Annotated in this window: 13 protein-coding genes and 1 tRNA gene; 9 read left to right on the top strand and 5 right to left on the bottom strand. The window is 71.5% G+C overall.

Annotated features, from left to right (window positions below; all coding sequences use genetic code 11):
* Nucleotides 1–32 precede the first annotated feature (32 nt).
* From EDF32_RS02980 to EDF32_RS02970, 3 genes are all read right to left on the bottom strand, one after another.
* On the bottom strand, nt 33–1,271 hold the full coding sequence (locus tag EDF32_RS02980; RefSeq protein ID WP_123307022.1) for an ABC transporter permease: 1,239 nt from the start codon (nt 1,269–1,271) through the stop codon (nt 33–35).
* Nucleotides 1,268–2,257 carry an ABC transporter ATP-binding protein gene (locus EDF32_RS02975; protein WP_123307021.1) on the bottom strand — a complete coding sequence of 330 codons (990 nt, stop codon included), beginning with the start codon at nt 2,255–2,257 and terminating at the stop codon, nt 1,268–1,270. The genes EDF32_RS02980 and EDF32_RS02975 overlap by 4 nt, the downstream gene beginning before the upstream one ends.
* 93 nt (nt 2,258–2,350) lie before the next feature.
* The gene (locus tag EDF32_RS02970; protein WP_123307020.1) at nt 2,351–2,956 is read right to left on the bottom strand and encodes a TetR/AcrR family transcriptional regulator; all 606 of its coding nucleotides are present in this window, start codon (nt 2,954–2,956) and stop codon (nt 2,351–2,353) included.
* A 91-nt stretch (nt 2,957–3,047) separates the two neighbouring features.
* On the opposite strand from EDF32_RS02970, the gene EDF32_RS02965 reads away from it, so the two are divergent.
* From EDF32_RS02965 to EDF32_RS02955, 3 genes are all read left to right on the top strand, one after another.
* Nucleotides 3,048–3,119, top strand: a tRNA-Gln gene (locus tag EDF32_RS02965).
* Nucleotides 3,120–3,194: 75 nt separating this feature from the next.
* Nucleotides 3,195–4,898, top strand: a complete 1,704-nt coding sequence (glmU, locus tag EDF32_RS02960) for a bifunctional UDP-N-acetylglucosamine diphosphorylase/glucosamine-1-phosphate N-acetyltransferase GlmU (protein ID WP_123307019.1) — start codon at nt 3,195–3,197, stop codon at nt 4,896–4,898.
* The gene (locus EDF32_RS02955; protein ID WP_123307018.1) at nt 4,895–5,878 is read left to right on the top strand and encodes a ribose-phosphate diphosphokinase; all 984 of its coding nucleotides are present in this window, start codon (nt 4,895–4,897) and stop codon (nt 5,876–5,878) included. Before glmU ends, EDF32_RS02955 begins: the two co-directional genes overlap by 4 nt.
* Before the next feature lie 18 nt (nt 5,879–5,896).
* Here the strand turns inward: EDF32_RS02955 and EDF32_RS02950 are convergent, their stop codons facing one another.
* Complete coding sequence (locus tag EDF32_RS02950) at nt 5,897–8,098, bottom strand: hypothetical protein (RefSeq protein ID WP_123307017.1); 2,202 nt, start codon at nt 8,096–8,098, stop codon at nt 5,897–5,899.
* A gap of 200 nt (nt 8,099–8,298) precedes the next feature.
* On the opposite strand from EDF32_RS02950, the gene EDF32_RS02945 reads away from it, so the two are divergent.
* The 3 genes from EDF32_RS02945 (at nt 8,299) to pth (ending at nt 10,982) form a co-directional block, all read left to right on the top strand.
* A complete protein-coding gene (locus EDF32_RS02945) occupies nt 8,299–9,453 on the top strand; it encodes a glycosyltransferase family 2 protein (RefSeq protein ID WP_123307016.1) in 1,155 nt (384 codons plus the stop codon).
* A 223-nt stretch (nt 9,454–9,676) separates the two neighbouring features.
* Entirely contained in the window at nt 9,677–10,282 is a 606-nt protein-coding gene (locus tag EDF32_RS02940; protein ID WP_123307015.1) for a 50S ribosomal protein L25/general stress protein Ctc, read from the top strand.
* Nucleotides 10,283–10,385: 103 nt separating this feature from the next.
* Nucleotides 10,386–10,982, top strand: a complete 597-nt coding sequence (pth, locus tag EDF32_RS02935) for an aminoacyl-tRNA hydrolase (protein WP_123307014.1) — start codon at nt 10,386–10,388, stop codon at nt 10,980–10,982.
* 16 nt (nt 10,983–10,998) lie between these two features.
* Here pth and EDF32_RS02930 read toward each other — a convergent pair whose 3' ends face one another.
* Nucleotides 10,999–12,153 (bottom strand): PLP-dependent aspartate aminotransferase family protein, encoded by a 1,155-nt coding sequence (locus tag EDF32_RS02930; RefSeq protein WP_199734802.1) that lies wholly within the window; start codon nt 12,151–12,153, stop codon nt 10,999–11,001.
* Nucleotides 12,154–12,276: 123 nt separating this feature from the next.
* On the opposite strand from EDF32_RS02930, the gene EDF32_RS02925 reads away from it, so the two are divergent.
* The 3 genes from EDF32_RS02925 (at nt 12,277) to EDF32_RS02910 (ending at nt 18,403) form a co-directional block, all read left to right on the top strand.
* Nucleotides 12,277–12,957: a FadR/GntR family transcriptional regulator gene (locus EDF32_RS02925; protein ID WP_199734801.1), complete on the top strand. Its 681-nt coding sequence runs from the start codon at nt 12,277–12,279 to the stop codon at nt 12,955–12,957.
* A 428-nt stretch (nt 12,958–13,385) separates the two neighbouring features.
* On the top strand, nt 13,386–17,753 hold the full coding sequence (locus EDF32_RS02915) for a LamG-like jellyroll fold domain-containing protein (RefSeq protein ID WP_123307011.1): 4,368 nt from the start codon (nt 13,386–13,388) through the stop codon (nt 17,751–17,753).
* A 146-nt stretch (nt 17,754–17,899) separates the two neighbouring features.
* The gene (locus EDF32_RS02910; RefSeq protein WP_123307010.1) at nt 17,900–18,403 is read left to right on the top strand and encodes a hypothetical protein; all 504 of its coding nucleotides are present in this window, start codon (nt 17,900–17,902) and stop codon (nt 18,401–18,403) included.
* The last annotated feature ends 14 nt before the right edge of the window (nt 18,404–18,417 follow it).

Raw genomic sequence — 18,417 nt, 5'->3', positions numbered from 1 at the left:
CGAGCACCACTCGCCCGGGGCGCGGGCCGGGGTCAGGCGGCGCGGAGCGCGTCCCTGACCTTGATCCGCGCCCCCATGCGCAGGACGGCGTTGGAGTAGATCCGCGACGAGAGCCACACGAGCACGGGGATCGCCACGATCGACAGGCCGAGCGACAGCACGACCTCCCAGGTCTCCACCCCGCCCACCGCCATGCGGATCGGCATGAGCAGCGGACCGCAGAACGGCAGGTAGGAGATCCATGCGACGAGCGGGCTGTCGGGGGACCAGGGCGCGACGCTCACACCGATGATGTACGGGATCATCATCAGCGCCGTGAACGGGGCGATCACCGCCCCGACGTCCTCCTGGCGCGAGACCAGCGACGCGGCGCCCGCGATCGCGAAGGCGTACGTGGCGAAGCCGATGACGAACCACACGACGACCCAGACGGCGACGGACCCGACGTCGAGCGAGCCGGTGTCGACGAGCCCGAGCGTCGCGGCCGTCCCCGCCCCGGCGCCCGCGACGAGCGCGACCTGCAGGAGCCCGATCGTGCCGATGCCGAGCACCTTGCCGGTCATCAGGTGCCAGGGCCGCACGGTCGCGAGCAGCAGCTCGACGACGCGGCTCTGCTTCTCCTCGACGACGCCCTGGGCGAGCAGCTGGCCGGTGGTCAGCAGCGTGATGAAGATGAGGATCCCGGTCGCGAGGCCCGCGACGTAGCGCGCCGGGTCGAACGTGTCGTCCGGGTCGAGCACGGTGACCTGCGGCGCGGCCTGCGCGATGTCCGCCGCGACGCCGGCCGGGTCGCCGCCGAGGCTCTCGACGGCGTCGGCGAGGGCCGCCTGCTGGCTGACGGAGGTGAGGATCGCGCGCAGGCCGTCGTCGAGGTCGGAGTCGACGGTGACCTGCAGGTCGCCGGCCGTGCCGGTGACCAGGGCGTCGAGGTCGCCGTCGGTGACCTGCTGCCTGCCCTGGGCGGGGTCGTCGACCGGCACGGTCGTGACGTCCGTGCCGGTGGCCTTCGCCGCGGCGTCGATCGACTGCTCGAGCCCGGCGGACTCCGCCGTGAGGCCGACCTTCTGGCTGTCCGGCCCGGAGGAGCCGACGAGGTTGAGCAGCACCCCGCCGAGCACGACGGACAGGACGAGCAGCGCCGTGGTGACGAGGAATGCCTTGGAGGTCAGGCGCGTGCGGATCTCGCGCCCGGCGACGAGCCGGATCGCGGCCCCCGCGCTCTCGGGCCCGGCAGCCCGGTCGGCAGCGGTGCGGTCGTCGGCGGCGCTCACGCGGCGTCTCCCTCGGTCGTGGTCTCGGGACTGTCTTGGCCTCCGACGTCCTCGCGGGCGCTGACGACGTGGCGGTAGAGCTCGGTCAGCGACGGCAGCACGGGGGCGAACTCGAGCACCGGCCCGCGGTCGAGGGCGGCCCGCAGCACCGCCTGCTCCGCGCCGGCGTGCGCGGTCTCGAAGACCACGCGCTGCTGGGCCCCGGCCGTGCCGGCGTCGAGCACGCGCACCCCGGGCGCGTCGACCCAGCCGGCCCCGGCACCCCCGCCGGCAGCCCCGGCACCCGCACCCGCGGGCACCGCGACCGCCCAGCGCGGCGACCCGACCCGGCGCAGCTCGTCGATGCCGCCGACGGCGACCATCTCGCCGTCCTTGATGATCCCGACGCGGTCGCAGAGCTGTTCGACGAGCTCGAGCTGGTGCGAGGAGAAGACGACGGGGACGCCGGCGTCGGCCCGGTCGCGCAGGACGCCGCTCATCACGTCGACCGCGACGGGGTCGAGGCCGGAGAACGGCTCGTCGAGAACGAGGATCTCGGGGTCGTGCACCAGCGCCGCGGCGAGCTGGACGCGCTGCTGGTTGCCGAGCGAGAGCTTCTGCACCTCGTCGCCGCGGCGGCCGTCGACGCCGAGCGTCTCGGTCCAGCGCTCCATCGCCGCTGTCGCCTCGGCCGCCGGCATGCCGTGCAGCCGCGCGAGGTAGGTGAGCTGGTCGCCGACCTTCATCTTGGGGTAGAGCCCGCGCTCCTCGGGCATGTAGCCGATGCGCCGGCGCACCGCGTGGTCGACGGGCCGCCCCGCCCAGCGGACCTCCCCGGCGTCGGGCGCCAGGACGCCGAGCGCGATGCGCATCGTCGTCGTCTTGCCGGCACCGTTGGAGCCGACGAAGCCGAAGATCTCCCCCTGGTCGACACCGAACGACGTCCCGCGCAGCGCCTGGACGGACCCGTAGGCCTTGGAGAGCGAGTCGACCTCGAGTGTGCTCATGGGACAACCCAAGCACATATCACCCACATCGCACCGTCCCGCGCTCGGGGCGACGGCAGGCCGGCGCCGCATCGGCGCCCGCTCAGCGCCCGCTCAGTGCCGCGCGTGCCGCGTCAGCGTCGGCCGCTCCTCCAGCCCGCTGAGCCCGTTCCACGCGAGGTTGACCAGGTGCGCCGCGACGGCCTCCTTGTCGGGGCTGCGCGCGTCGAGCCAGTACTGCCCGGTGAGCGCGACCATCCCGACGAGCATCTGCGCGTACAGCGGCGAGCTGTCCTCGTCGAGCCCGCGCCGGCGGAACTGGGCGGTGAGCAGGTGGTCGACCTGCGTGGCGACGTCGCCGATGAGGCTGGAGAACGTGCCGGTCGCCTGGGCGACGGGGGAGTCGCGCACGAGGATGCGGAACCCGTCCTCGGAGGTCTCGATGTAGGTGAGCAGGGCGAGCGCGGTGCGCTCGAGCAGCAGCTTGGGGTGCCCGCCGGCGGACAGCGCCCCGGTCAGGGCCGCCGTCAGCGCCTGCACCTCGCGGTCGACGACGACGGCGTAGATGCCCTCCTTGCCCCCGAAGTGCTCGTAGACCACCGGCTTGGAGACGCCGGCACGGGACGCGATCTCCTCGACGCTGGTCCCGTCGAACCCCTTCTCGGCGAACAGCCCGCGGCTCACGGCGACGAGCTGCTCGCGCCGCTGGCTCGCGGTCATGCGGGCACGCGGCGGGCGTCTCGGTTCGGTGGGCACAGGTCCATCATGCCGTGCAGACCTGGCAGACTTGATCCGGACGCACGCCGTCCGGTCCGCCTTGGTGTAATCGGCAGCACACGGGTTTTTGGTGCCCAGGGTCCAGGTTCGAGTCCTGGGGGCGGAGCGCAGCTCGCCCGCGCCAGCCGTCCGGGCCGTACCACCGCACGACAGTTCCCTGCAGTCACCGATAGGAGACCCCGTGAGCGACACCCTCGACGCAAGCGCCGTGACCGAGGAGGGTCGCAGCCCGGCACCCGCCGCGGTCGTGGTCCTCGCCGCCGGCGCCGGGACGCGCATGCGTTCCGCGACGCCGAAGGTCCTGCACCGCCTCGGCGGGCGCTCGATGCTCGGCCACGCCCTCGCGGCGGCGGAGGAGCTCGAGCCCGAGCAGGTGGCCGTCGTCGTGCGTCACGAGCGCGAGCTGGTCGCGGCGCACGTCGTCGAGGCGCTGCCCTCGGCGCTGCTCGTGGACCAGGACGACGTCCCGGGCACCGGCCGCGCCGTGCAGTGCGCGCTGGACGCGCTCGACGCGAAGGCGTTCGCCCGGGCGGCGGCCGACGGCGTCCCGGACGGCCAGGAGGGCACCTGGTCCGGGCAGGGCGTCAGCGGGGCGATCGTGGTCGTCGCCGGCGACGTGCCCCTGCTCGACGGCGCCACGCTCGCCGAGCTCGTCGCCACCCACCACGCGGACGGCAACGCCGTCACGGTGCTGACCAGCGTCGTCGCCGACCCGGTCGGCTACGGGCGCGTCGTGCGCGAGGACGCGACGGGCGACGTCCTGCGCATCGTCGAGCACAAGGACGCGAGCGCCGCCGAGCGCGAGATCACCGAGATCAACACGTCGATCTACGTGTTCGACGCCGCGGCGCTGCGCGACGGCCTGGGCAAGGTCGGGCGCGACAACGCCCAGGGCGAGGTCTACCTGCCCGACGTGCTGGCCCTCGCCCGCGACGCCGGCGGCGCGGTCCGCGCGGTCATCGCCGACGACGCGATGACGGTCGAGGGCGTCAACGACCGCGCGCAGCTGGCGGTCCTCGGCGCCGAGATGAACCGCCGCGTCCTGGCCCGCTGGATGGCCGACGGCGTCACCGTCGTCGACCCCGCGACCACCTGGGTCGACGTGGACGTCGAGCTGGCCGAGGACGTCACCCTCCTGCCGGGCACCCAGCTGCACGGGACGACGACGATCGCCCGGGGTGCGGTCGTGGGGCCGGACAGTACGCTCACCGACATGGAGATCGGCGAGGGCGCCACCGTCACGCGCACCCACGCCAGCCTCTCCGTGATCGGCGCCGGCGCGACCGTCGGCCCCTTCGCCTACCTGCGTCCGGGCACCCGGCTCGGGGCCCGCGGCAAGATCGGCACCTTCGTCGAGACCAAGAACGCCGAGATCGGTGACGGCTCCAAGGTGCCGCACCTGTCCTACATCGGCGACGCGACGATCGGCGAGGAGACCAACGTCGGCGCCGCGTCCGTGACGGTCAACTACGACGGCGTGAACAAGCACCGCACCGTGATCGGCTCCTACGCGCGCACCGGAGCGGACAACATGTTCGTCGCGCCCGTGCGGGTCGGCGACGGCGTCTACACCGGCGCCGGCTCCGTGATCCGCCGCGACGTCCCGTCCGGGGCGCTCGCGGTCAGCGCGGGGTCCCAGCGCAACCTCGAGGGCTGGACCGAGCGTCGTCGTCCCGGCACGCCCGCCGCGCAGGCCGCCGCCGCGGCGCGCGAGGGCGACGGCGCCGACCGTTCGGCCGCGCTGGGCCGCCAGGCCCGCGTCGAGGAGGCCGGGCGCAGCGCCGCGGCCGACGCCGAGCGGCCCTCCGCCACACCTCCGCCCCCCAGTCCGGGCACGCCTACGCTGGACGGACACCGCGCACTGACCGAAGGGCCGAACGCATGACCACCTTCCTGCCTGGCACGTCCGAGCGGAACCTCGTTCTCGTCTCGGGGCGGGCCCACCCCGAGCTGGCCCAGGACGTCGCGAAGGAGCTCGGCATCGACCTGCTGCCGACCAGCGCCTACGACTTCGCGAACGGCGAGATCTACGTGCGCTTCGGCGAGAGCGTGCGCGGCGCCGACGTCTTCGTCCTGCAGAGCCACACCTCGCCGATCAACCAGTGGATCATGGAGCAGCTGCTCATGGTCGACGCCGCCAAGCGCGCCTCGGCCAAGACGATCACCGTGGTCCAGCCGTTCTGGGGCTACGGACGCCAGGACAAGAAGCACCGCGGCCGCGAGCCCATCTCCGCCCGCCTGATCACCGACCTGTTCTCGACGGCCGGCGCCGACCGCCTGATGAGCGTGGACCTGCACGCCGCGCAGACGCAGGGCTTCTTCGACGGGCCGGTCGACCACCTGTGGGCGATGCCGATCCTCACCGACTACGTGCGCACCCGCGTGGACGCCGCGAACGTCACGGTCGTCTCCCCGGACGCCGGGCGCATCCGCGTCGCGGAGCAGTGGGCCGCGAAGCTCGGCGGGGGACCGCTCGCCTTCGTGCACAAGACCCGTGACATCACACGCCCCAACCAGGCGGTCGCGAACCGCGTGGTGGGCGACGTCGAGGGCCGCGACTGCGTGCTCGTCGACGACCTGATCGACACCGGCGGCACCATCGCCGAGGCCGCGAAGGTCTGCATGGCGGCGGGCGCGAAGTCCGTCATCGTGGCGGCCACGCACGGCGTCCTGTCCGACCCTGCGGCGCAGCGACTCTCCGAGTGCGGGGCGAGCGAGATCGTCATCACGGACACCCTCCCGGTCTCCGCCGACAAGCGCTTCCCGCAGCTGACCGTCCTGTCCATCGCGCCGCTGATCGCCCGGGCGATCCGCGAGGTGTTCGACGACGGATCGGTCACCTCGCTGTTCGACGGCAACAGCTGACGTCCCCGGCGGGCGGCGTCACGCCGGCACGAGCAGGGGCCGCACGTCCGGATGGCGCACGACCGCCCGGAGCATCGGGTCCGCGCGCGCGAGGTCGCGGTACTCGGGGATGAGCAGGGCGCGCGCCAGGTGGCGGGCCGCGAGGTCGCGGTCCTTCGTGGTGGCGCCCGCCGGGCGCTGGCCGGGGCGCCGGCCCGCGAGGTAGCACGCGACGTTGTACTCGGCCGTCGGCGTGGGGGGCGCGGGCCAGACGACGTCGCCGTCCGGCTCGCTCCCCGGCGGCGGCCCGTCGAGCGCGCGCAGCCGCATGCTGTACGACGCGGAGGCGAGCTGGGTCCGCAGCGCCGCCGTGTCGTCCTCCTCGTGGGCCTCGTCCAGCGCCGCGAAGAGGGCCACCACGCACGTGGCGACGGGGCAGCCGTCCGTGTCCTCCAGCCGCGGCACCGGGCCGCGCGGGGGGAGGGCGTCGAACCACCGGTTCAGCGTCGCCGTGGCGCGCACGTAGAGGACCCGCAGGCGCAGCGCGGCGAAGCCCGGCTCGTCCGCGGGGCCGCGGTCGAGGAACTCGGTCGCCCACGTCTCGTAGGCGAGCCGGTCCGCGTCGCCGGGTGCGCCGCGCAGCCACTCGAGCGCGAGCGCGGACTGTGCGAGCCAGGCGCCGGGGTCGATCTCGACGGCGGAGGCGAGCGCGGCGCGGCGCGAGCCGTGGTCGGCGTCACCGCCGTCGGGGCGGCCCGTGGTCGCGATCGAGCAGACGGCCAGCGCCAGCCAGTCCGACGCGCCGCAGAGGCCGTCGAATCCGTCGTGGTAGCGCGCGAGGTTCGTCACGGCGAACGCCGCCACGGCGAGCCGGAGGTCGTCGTCGGTGGGCTCGATCGTCCCGCAGCACCGGCGCAGCTCCTCGCGGCGGATCACCGCCGCGGCGACCTGGCGCCCGTTGCGGGTCAGCGTCACGGCGACGTCGGGGGAGCCGCCAGCGTCGACGGTCAACCGCCAGGGGACGTCCACGACCACCGCCTGCAGCAGCCGCGCGAGGGCGGAGAGGATCTTCCCGTGGGGCAGCTCGCTGATCGCGTCCTCGCCGAGCGCCGCGGTGTCGGTCCCCTCGGGGCTGCGGAGCCCGGCGGGCGGGCTCCCGGCGAGCTCGGCGACGGCGGCGGAGATCCGGGCGGCGGACGCCACGTCGGCGGCGCCGGAGTCGCGGGCCTCGACGCTGATGCGCAGCCGCGTGGCGACGGCGGTGGCGAGCAGGACCGCGGACGTCCCCGCGAGAGCGAGGGCGACGAGCAGCAGCCCGGGCCCGGTCACGGGCCCGATGCGCGCCGCGGTCGCGTACTCCGACGTGACGCGCACGGCGGGCGGCAGCGCGACCGCCGCGAGGAGCGACGCCACGAGCACGGCCTGCGGGGCGCGCCGCGCGCGCCGGTCTGCTCCCGCACCACGGACCAGGACCTCCGCGGCCACGGCGCACCCGAGCGAGATCGCGACGCCGCCGGCGGCGAGGACGAACCACTGTTCCCGGACGAGGGTCGGCGCGCCCTGGACGAGCACGAACGTCGCCACGAGCAGGGCCGCCCAGACGGCGGCCGCGCCGCCGAGGACCACCAGCCAGATCCGCGTCGCGTCGCTCACCCGGGGCCAGCGGGAGACGAGCAGGACCGCGCACCGGGCGGCGACGAGGACGACGACGACGGCCCCGAGGCAGAAGAGCGCGAGACCGGACAGCGGGACGACGTCGTCGGCCACCTGGGCGTCCCACCGCGCGCCGAGCCGGGTGCCGGTCGAGGCGGAGACGGCGTCCTCGGCGGCCTGCAGCCGGGTGCGCAGCGCGGGGTCGTCCTGGTCGAGGTCGGCGCCCTCCTGCGCGCTGTCGAGCGCGTCGCTCCACAGGCCCGCGGCCGCGGCGTCCTCGCTCGCGCGCAGCGCGACCGCCGCCGCGCGGACCTGGGCGGTCGCGGCCTCGAGCTCGTCGGCGCAGGCGTCCGGCGCGACGCCCGGCAGCTCTCGCAGCCCGTCCATCGTGTCGCGTGCGGCGCGGGGGTGGCCGGCGTCGGTGAGCCGGGCGACCGCGGCGCAGAGCTCTGCCGGCGAGGCCGCCGCCCGGGCCGGCCCGGCGGAGACGGACGCCAGGCCGACGGCGCACGCGAGGGAGACGAGCAGCAGCGCGAGACCCGCGAGGGCGCGCCCGTACGGCGCGCACGACGGTATCCGGCTGGGCATCGGCGGCCTCCGAGGACTCGAGCGCCACGTGCTGACTCGTCACGTCGAGCCTCCCAGCCCGCCACCGGCACGTCGCACCGAGCGCGGGTGAAAGCTGTGGCGCCGTGCGGCGGGCCGTCCACCGGTGACCCGAGGGTCGCGGCGGGCCCGGCGAGTGCGGGATAGTGGAGGACCGCCCGCGGAACGCCGAGGAGAGTCGCTTGAAGGTCACGGTGATCGTCCCGACGTTCAACGAGGAGCCGAACGTCGCGGAGCTGGTGCGCCGGGTCGGCGCCGCGGTCGAGGGCATCGACGCGGAGCTGCTCTTCGTCGACGACTCGACCGACGGCACGCCAGCGACGATCGAGGCGGTGGCGCGCGAGGCGCGCCTGCCGGTGCGGATGATCCACCGGACCGACGGCGTCGGCGGGCTCAGCGGCGCCGTCGTCGAGGGCTTCCGGGCCTCGGACGCGGACTGGTGCCTGGTCATGGACGGCGACCTGCAGCACCCGCCCGAGCTCATCCCGGACCTGCTCGAGCAGGGGGCGGTGACGGGGGCCGACGTCGTCGTCGCGTCCCGGTACGTGGGGGGCGGCGCGGCCGACGGGCTCAGCGGCTGGGTGCGCCACGCGGTCTCGCGCGGGTCGATCGCGGTGGCCCGGGCGATGTTCCCGGTGCGGCTGCGCGACTGCACGGACCCGATGACGGGGTTCTTCGCGGTGCGGCGCGACGCGGTCGACGTGGCGGCGCTGCGCCCGCGCGGCTTCAAGATCCTGCTCGAGGTGCTGACCCGCAACAAGGTGCGGGTCGCGGAGCTGCCCTTCGTGTTCGGCGAGCGCTTCGCGGGCGACTCCAAGGCGAACGTGCGCCAGGGCCTGAGCTACCTGCACCAGCTCGCGTCGCTGCGGTTCGGGCGGATGTCGCGGTTCGCGATCATCGGCGCGTTCGGCGCGGTGCTCAACCTGGCGATCATGGCCGGCCTCATGGCGACGGGGGAGGGGTACGTCGAGGCGGCGATCGTCTCCGCCGTCGTGACGATCACGATCAACTTCCTGCTCCAGGAGCGGTTCGTCTTCCACGACCTGCGCGACCACGGCGGGGCGTGGCGGAGGTTCGCCGAGTCGTTCGGGTTCAACGCGACCGAGGCCGCGATCCGCCTGCCGTTCCTCGTCTGGATCGTCGAGGCGACCCCCGTGCCGCCCGTGCTGGCCCAGGCGGTGACGATCGCGGTCGCGTTCGTGCTGCGCTTCGTCTTCCACTCGCGGGTGGTCTACCGGCGCGGGCGCGCGCTCGTCCCGCCGGAGGCCGACGTCCCGCTGGAGGGGGAGGCCACCAGCCCCCGGGTTTCGTCCGACGGCGACGCCCAGGTACAGTAGCCAGGTTGCCTCGGCGAGGGACGTGAGACGGGCCCGAGGGCCCCGACGCTCCGTGATCGACTGGGCGGTGCGCAGCGGTCGTGCTCGACCACACCTGCTGCCTGCGTCCGTCGCGCGTCCCACGCCGACGCAACCGCCGTCCGGCACCGCCCCTCGAGGGCGACGGACAGCCGGCTGCCGCACCCGGTGACCGGCCCGCAACGTTCACCGCAGGAGAGTTCCCATGGCAGAGATCAAGCTGGCCGCCGAGACCCGCACCGAGTTCGGCAAGGGCGCGGCCCGCCGCATCCGCCGCGCCGACAAGATCCCCGCGGTCCTCTACGGCCACGGCACCGACCCGGTCCACGTCACGCTCCCGGGCCACGAGACGATGATGGCGCTGAAGAACTCGAACGCGCTGTTCTCGATCGAGCTCGACGGCAAGGGCCAGCTGGCCATCGCCAAGGACGTCCAGCGCGACCCGATCCGCGACACCATCGAGCACATCGACCTGCTCGTCGTGAACAAGGGCGAGAAGGTCGAGGTGGAGATCTGGGTGCACATCACCGGCGAGTCCGCCCCGGGCACCATCCACGTCGTCGAGTCGCAGTCGCTGACCGTCGAGGCCGACGCCACCAAGCTGCCGGAGTCCGTCGAGGTCTCGATCGAGGGCCTCGAGGAGGGCGCGCACGTCAGCGCCGGCGACGTCAACCTGCCCGAGGGCACGACGCTCGTCACCGACGAGACGCACACGGTCGTCACGATCAGCGTCCCGCGCAGCGAGGTCGCCGCCGGTGACGAGGACGAGGCCGGCTCGGCCGAGTCGACCGAGGCCCCCGCCGAGGGCTGAGCCTCACCAGCACGATGAACGAGACGCCCGGGCCGCACGGCCCGGGCGTCTCGTCGTCTCGGCACGACCACGGCCCGCGGGCCGACCACACGAAGGAGCACGGATGAGCGAGCGGTGGCTCGTCGTCGGGCTGGGCAACCCCGGACCGGGATACGCCGGCAACCGGCACAACGTCGGGCAGATGGTGCTCGACGAGATCGCGCGCCGCGCGGGCGTGACGTTCAAGGCGCACCGGTCCAACGCCGTCGTCGCCGAGGCGCGCCTGGGCGTGCTGCCCGGGGGAGCGCCCGGGCCGCGCGTGGTGCTCGCCAAGCCCGGCACGTACATGAACACCTCCGGCGGGCCGGTGTCCTCGCTCGCGAAGTACTACGACGTGCCGCCCGAGCGCGTCGTCGTGGTGCACGACGAGGTCGACATCCCGTTCGCCACGATCAAGCTGAAGGCCAGCGGGGGCGAGGGCGGGCACAACGGGCTGCGCGACATCTCCAAGGCGCTCGGCACCCGCGAGTACGCGCGGGTGCGCGTGGGCGTCGGGCGTCCGCCGGGACGGATGGACACCGCCGACTTCGTGCTCAAGGACTTCTCCGGCACGGAGAAGAAGGAGCTCGCGTTCCTGCTCGACGACGCGGCCGACGCGGTCGAGTGCGTGATCAGGGACGGGCTGCTGGCGGCGCAGGGGCGGTTCCACCCGAAGGCGTGACGCCGGCCCGGGGTGGTCAGTCGGCGAGCGTGGCGAACGCCTGGTCGAGGTCGGCGATCTGGGCGTTCGCGCCCTCGAGGCCTATCGACAGGCGGATCAGGCCGCGGGGCATGGGCGCAGGGTCCTTGCCGGGCCGCTGCCCCGAGCTGACGAGGCTCTCGTACCCGCCCCAGCTGATGCCGATGCGGAAGAGCTTCAGCGCGTCGATGAAGCGCTCCACCCGCTCGTCGGTGCCGTCGCGCAGCTCGAGGCTGAGCAGCCCGGTCACACCGGTGAGCTGGTCGCGGAACAACGGATCGTCCCCGGAGTGGTTCGCGTACGGGTGGTGGACGGCCGTGACAGCGGGGTGGTCGCACAGGTAGTCGATGACCTGGACGGCGTTTCGCTCGTGCTGCTCGAGGCGTACCGGCAGGGTGCGCAGCCCGCGGAGCACCAGGGAGGCCTCCATCGCGGACATCGTGGCGCCGAAGAGCAGGTAGCCGTCGTAGAAGATGCGGCGGATGTCCTCGGCCGAGCCGACCACAGCGCCGCCGTTGACGTCGCTGTGGCCGCCGACGTACTTGGTCAGTGAGTGGATGACGAGGTCCACGCCGGCGTCGAGCGGCTTCTGGAACAGGGGAGTGGACCAGGTGTTGTCGATGACGGTGCGGATCCCGCGCTGCCGGGTCACCGCGGTGATCGCCGGCAGGTCCAGCAACTTCATCAGCTGGGTGCCCGGACTCTCGAGGTAGACGAGGGCGGTGTTGTCTCGCAGGTGCTCCTCGAGATCGGCGCCGGGTTCGGTGACGATCGTGTGCTCGACGCCGAACCGCCTCAGCTGCTGGGCGAGCTGGAGCGTGGGGCCATAGACGTTGTTGAGGAACAGCACGTGGTCGCCGGCGGACAGCAGGGCGACGAGCGTCGCCCCGATGGCGCCCATGCCGGACGCGAAGCACTTGGCGGACTCTCCGTGCTCGAGCAGCGCGAGGCGTTCTTCGAGGAATGCCACCGTCGGGTTGGTGCCCCGGCTGTAGACGTAGTGCTCGTGCTCGGCGGCCTGCTGGCGGGCGAGCTCGGCAAAGCTGGGCTTGGTGAACAGGCTCGTCTGGAAGACCGGGGGCGCGACCGCGCCGGGCCCGGCGCCGGGCCCGTCCCAGGCGGCCATGCAGATCTGTCGGTCGATGTCGTGCAACGGAACCCCTTCATTGCGGTGCGCCACGGGCGGCAACCTCAGCGATGTGCGAATCAGCCTGTAATATAAGCAGCCATGTCGTCGAACGCGCGACCCGTCCGTCGCTCACTCACCGCGCAGGTGGTGGAGCTCGTCGAAGAGCTCTGCGTCGCGCCCGCCGCCGCAGCGGGGGACGCGTTGCCGTCCGAGGGTGAGCTCGCGACCCGCTTCGGCGTCAGTCGGATGGTGCTCCGCGAAGCGATGAACACGCTCGAGGCCCGCGGCCTCGTCGTCCGGCGCCAGGGAAAGCCGGCGGTGATCGCGTCGCCCAACGCGCTGCCGGTGGAGAACTTCGTGGCGCTCGCGGTGCTGCGTGATCGGCGTGCCCTGGTCGAGTTCACCGAGATCCGCGCCGGGCTGGAGATCCACGGCGTCCGGCTCGCCGCGCAGCGTCTCACTGGCGCCGAGCGTGCCGCTGCTCTCGTGCACATCGACGCTGCTCGTCGTACGTGTGCGGACCTGCGCGCCGACCCCGCTGACGTGGCGAACCGCGTGCGTGCCGACCTCACGTTCCACAAAGAGCTGGTCGCCGCGTCGGGGAACTCCAGCCTGGTCCAGATCCTCGACGCGCTCGAGCGGACGCTGGCTGCGAGCCGCGAGCAGAGTCACCAGAGCTATCTCGCCTCGGGAGCCGACCCCGCCGCGTCTGCCACCGAGCACGACGTGCTGCTCGACGCCGTCCTGAGCGGCGATCCTGCCCGCGCGGCCACGGAGATGGAGCACCATCTGCGCGTGACTCTGCAGGAGATCGAGACCCGGCCCTGAGCGTGACTTGGCTTGGCGTCGTCTCGGCGAAGAGCCGGGTAGCCCGGTGACTCGCCGCGCGGGCGCCGGGGTGGAAGGACACCGCCAACTTCGCTCAAGGACTTTTTCGGCACGGAGAGCAGTGGCTCGCGTTCCTGCTCGACGACGCGGCCGACGCGGTCGAGTGCGTGATCACGGAAGGACTGATGGCGGCGCGGGGGCGGTTCCACCCGCGAGGGTGATGGTGGCGGTTCTGAGGCCGCCGGGCAATCGCTCGTCGGTTCCCGGCGGCGGATGACGAGCGGACGGGCGAAGCGTGCCACATGACAGCGTCGGAGTGTGGCTTAACCCGGGTGAAATAGCGGCTCGGGAGTGCTGTTCCGGGGCCTGCGGGCTCTACCGTTTGCGGTGTACTGCCGTCCGGTGGTGCCTGATGAATGAGGTGCTGCATGCGTTCTCTCGTCGCCGTAGTCTGCGGGGCCGCTCTAGCGTTCGCTGGTCTGTTCATTCCCGCATCGGCTCCGAGCGCTGCTGCGCTCTCTGACGGCCTGGGCTTCACTGCCGACGACCTGCCGACCTGGCAGACCAACGGCACTGTGTGGGCTCTTGCCGCCTCGGGGAACGTCGTCTTCGCCGGCGGTACGTTCTCGCAGGTGCGCCCGCCGGACGGGGCGGGCGGCAGCCCGGTGGCGGCGACGTCGTTGGTGGTTCTCGACGCCTCGACCGGAAGTCCGACATCCTGCCGTCCTGCTCTCGAGCTCAGCGGCGGTACGCCGACGGTCCGCGCGCTCGACGTCTCTCCGGACGGCAAGACACTCTACGTCGGCGGAGCATTCTCGAAGATCGGTGGCGTGTCCAAGTCTCGTCTCGCGGCGATCGACATCGCATCGTGCACCGTCAAGACCGGATTCTCACCGGTTGGGGTGTCGTCAACCGTCCGCGCTCTCGACTCCACGGCCGACACCGTCTACCTCGGTGGTGACTTTCTGCGGGTCGATGGCAAGGACCGGCAGCACTTCGCGTCCGTGAACGCGACCACCGGGGCACTGAAGCCCTGGGTCGCCGACACAGATCTTCAGGGCAAGGCGGTAGCGGTCGGCAACGACGGCGCCACCGTGGCTATCGGCGGCAACTTCTTCACGGTGAACGGGGCCGACTCCCACTCGTTCGGGATCGTCGATGCCACGACTGGTGCGAACGTTCGTGACTTCCCGCGCGGGTTCGTGCCGGACACGTCGACAACCCAGGGAATCACGACCGATAGCACTGGCTACTACGCGGGCAACGAAGGCACCGGTGGCGGTGTCTTCGACGGCTCCTTCGCGATCAACTACTCCAGCTTTGACGAGCGGTGGCGCGACCTGTGCCTGGGCGCGACCCAAGCTCTGGTGGTCGACCGCGGCACCCTGTACGAGGCGAACCACCATCACGACTGCAGTCTCGAGGGAGAGTTCGCCGACGGTCTGCGCATGTATCTGACCGCCAACGACACGCAGTCGGACAAGATGCTCGCCTGGCGCCCCACCTTGAACGACGGCGTGTCGATCGGGCCGCGCGCATTGACGGTGGGCGAGAAGGGTTCCACGCGCTACCTCTGGGTCGGTGGTGAGTTCACCTTGACCAACCGCAACGCGCAGCAGGGGCTCACGCGCTTCGCGAGCGGTCCGGACGTCGGTGCGCCTGACACCCCTTCGCCGAAGGCGCAGTCGTTGCGCACGGGAGAGATTCAGGTCTCGTGGCGCACGTCGTTCGATGACGACGACGGGAAGCTCACCTACAACGTCTACAGGGACGGGAGCAGCACGCCGATCGCAACGGTGAGTGCGGAGTCGCGATGGTGGACGCGGCCTCAGGCCTCGTTCGTCGACACGACCGCTTCGCCAGGGCGCACGTACAGCTACAGGGTCTCTGCGAGCGACGGTACGAACACGAGTGCGCTCTCGTCGGCTGCGACGGTGAAGGCCGCAACGACCGACGCTTCGTATGCAGCAAGCGTTCTCGGCGACGGTGCATCGCTCTACTGGCGATACGACGACGCGGCGGGCCGGTACGGGACCGACAGTTCGCCGTCCAACCACGAGCCGAACTATATGAAGGCCGTCACGTATCGGGCCGGCAGCAACTCTGCGCTCAATGACCCCGGTTCGTCCATGGCGTTCGACGGTGCTACTGCCTACGCCTATAGCGACGCACTGGCGCCGGCTCCGTCGACCTACACCGTCGAGACGTGGTTCAAGACTACGTCTACCCGAGGCGGGAAGATCATCGGCTACGGCAACGGTGTGCCGAACACGCTCGGCACCGCCGGGACCCAGCTCAGCGGAAACTATGACCGTCACGTCTACATGACCGACGACGGAAAGCTTGTGTTCGGTGCTTACACCGGCAGCACCGTCACCGTCTCCAGCGGAAAGTCCTACAACGACGGCCAGTGGCACGCGGTCGTTGCGAGTCAGGGGGCGAGCGGGATGACTCTGTACGTCGATGGAGTGCGGGTGGGGCGCAACAGCAACGCCTCCGCCCAGACGTACAGCGGGTCGTGGCGTGTCGGAGGTGACAACATCAGCGGCTGGCCGTCGCAACCGTCCAGCAACTTCTTCGCGGGAGAGATCGACGAGACGGCGGTTTACCCGACCGTTCTTCCCGCCGCGACGGTGCGAAGCCACTTCGACGCGTCCGGGAGGAGCGTCGACGTCCCGAGTGCTCCGACGGACAGCTACGGGGCTGCCGTCTACAGCGCCGACCCAGACTTCTTCTGGCGGCTCGACGACAGTTCTCCGGCTACCGCTAAGGACTCGAGCGCCTATGCCAACACCGGTACCTACGGCGGCCTTGTGACCACGGGGCACGGTGGTGCGCTGGAATCCGGTACTGCAGCCACGTTCGCCCCGGCGAGCTCATCGGACGGCGGGACGATCGCCTCGGACGTCCAGGTCTCCAACCCGAAGGACTATTCGCTGGAGATGTGGTTCGAGTCCACCTCGGGCAGTGGAGGCAAGCTCATCGGATTCGGTGACAATAAGAACGGCCTGTCGAGCAACTACGACCGGCACGTGTTCCTCCGTGACGACGGCCGTCTGGTGTTCGGCACGTGGACCGGAGCGGCGAACATCGCGACCTCGCCGGCGTCGTACACCGACGGGCGCTGGCACCACATGGTGGCGACACAGTCGAGCACCGCGGGGATGTCGCTCTATGTCGACGGCGACCTGGTGGCCTCGAATCCCCAGACGACTGCGCAGGACTACTCGGGATACTGGAAGGTCGGCGGCGATCCGACCTGGGACTCTTCGTCCCCGTACTTCTCGGGCGACATCGACGAGGTCGCCGTCTACGGAAAGGTTCTGACTGCGAACCAGGTGGCGCAGCACTACGCCTTGGGCACAGGTGCAACGCCTCCCGACGTGGTGAAGCCCTCTGCACCGGCCTCCGTGGGCGCAGAAGCTGTCGGTGACGACGGCGTCGACCTTGCGTGGACAGCGTCGACGGATGACGTCGGCATTGCGCGATATGACGTCCATCGCGCTAAGGATGCGGACTTCCAGGTCTCGGCATCGACCAAGGTTGGTGACACGGCTGCGACGAAGTTCTCGGATACAGGTGTCGCACCGGGCACCTGGTACTACAGGCTCGTCGCAGTCGACGAGGCGGGTAATCAGAGCGCCGCATCGGCAACGGCAGAGGTCAAGGTTGTCGGCCCGGACACCTCTGCCCCGACCGCGCCATCCGACGTGACCACGAAGGTCGACGGGACGTCGGTGACCGTGGGCTGGTCGGCGTCGACCGACGACCGCGCAATCGCGAGGTACACGGTCTATCGCTCGTCCGACGAGGGCTTCGTTCCCTCGGCTGCGACGAAGGTCGGCGGGACGACGAGCGAGAGGTCCTGGAACGAGACGGGCGTTCCCGTCGGCACGTGGTTCTACAAGGTGACTGGGGAGGACCGTGCCGGCAACGTCTCGATGTCGTCGACGGCCGTCCGCGCCGAGATCGTCGGTCCGGACACGGTCGCACCGTCCGCCCCTTCCGGACTCTCCGCAGCGGCAACCGGCTCGTCGGTTGCCGTGAGCTGGGCTGCGGCGACAGACGACCGCGGGGTCGTCAGCTACGACGTCTTCCGGTCCGGTGAGGCCGACTTCGCGCCGTCTAGCTCGACGAAGGTCGGCAACGTCACCGGGACTTCGTTCACCGAGAGCGGCCTGTCTGCCGGGCGCTACTACTACAAGGTCGTCGCTCTCGATGCGGCGGGCAACCGTAGTAGCGCGACAGCGGCCGCCACCGTCTCGGTAGCCGCGCCTCCGGTCGACACGGTAAAGGTGGAGCTCGCTCCGTCCGACGATGCCTACGTGCATCAGAGTGCCGCGGGGACCAACTATGGTCTCGTGAACCAGCTCAGCGTGCTCGGCGGCTCACCGGTGAAGCTGTCGTACTTCAAGTTCAGTCTCCCGACCGCCCCGTCCGGGACGGAGCTCGTGGGAGCGAGCCTTCGGCTGACCACAACCACATCTGCCTCCGCTGGTTCGACCGATGACTTCCCGATCGGTCTAGCAGCGGGAGACTGGGCGGAGGCTTCGGTGACCTATACGAACCGGCCCACGATGAGTACCGACGTGATCGGGACCCTTTCGGCGCCTGATGCCGACGCGACAAGCTCGGTCCGTCTGCAGTCGTCCGCTCTTGCGCCGCGACTGGGCACGACGACGACCCTCGGAATGCGTTCGACAGGGGTGGACAGCATCTATCTCTGGTCGAAGGAGTTCAGGACGGCCGCTCAGCGGCCCCTTCTGGTTCTGGAGTTCGGGGCAGTCGCACCGTGATCCGGGCACATCGCATCCTCGTCTCCGTCGCCCTGGCGGGACTTCTGACCACGGCCGCCGCATGCTCGGGACCTGCCGACGGGGCTTCGGACACGGGGGCGGTCCGGGCGCCGAGTGCGTCAACGTCCCCCACCCCGTTGCCGTCGGTGACCGAAGCGCCGCAAGCACCGAACGACGCCAAGGGCAATGCGACGGCTCCGACCCGCACGAAAGCGGAGGATCGATATGTCGATGCCGTCGCAGACGGGTCGACGCTCGACGCCGCGCTCCTGGAGCTCGGCCAGGAAGCGTGCGACCGGGCGAACTACGTCGGACAGCTCGATGAGGGCGCGTTGGTCAAGGCTCTGGAGAGCGACGAGATCGGTGCGGCAGACAAGGCGATCCCCTACCTTTGCCCGGAAGAGGCGCCCGCGCTGGCTGAGGCTCGCGGCGGTGTCGTCGACGGCACGTGGAAGGTCGGGACCGATATCGGCGTCGGCACCTACGATTCTGTCAATCCGGGAGACGGCTGCGCATGGGTCGTCTCCGACGCCGACGGCAAGGTGCTGTCGTCCGGGAAGGCGGGCGACGGTGAAGTCTCGCTCGGCTCAAACGCAGCGCAGTTCCGTTCGAAGGATTGCGTGATCTGGCTGCCCCTCAGCGACGGATAGGGTCGTCGTTGACC

This window comes from Cellulomonas sp. PhB143, assembly GCF_003752595.1.
In the GTDB taxonomy this organism is placed as follows: domain Bacteria; phylum Actinomycetota; class Actinomycetes; order Actinomycetales; family Cellulomonadaceae; genus Paraoerskovia.
The sequence above is the reverse complement of the archived record's forward strand: the minus strand, read 5'-3'. Positions and strand labels throughout refer to the sequence as shown.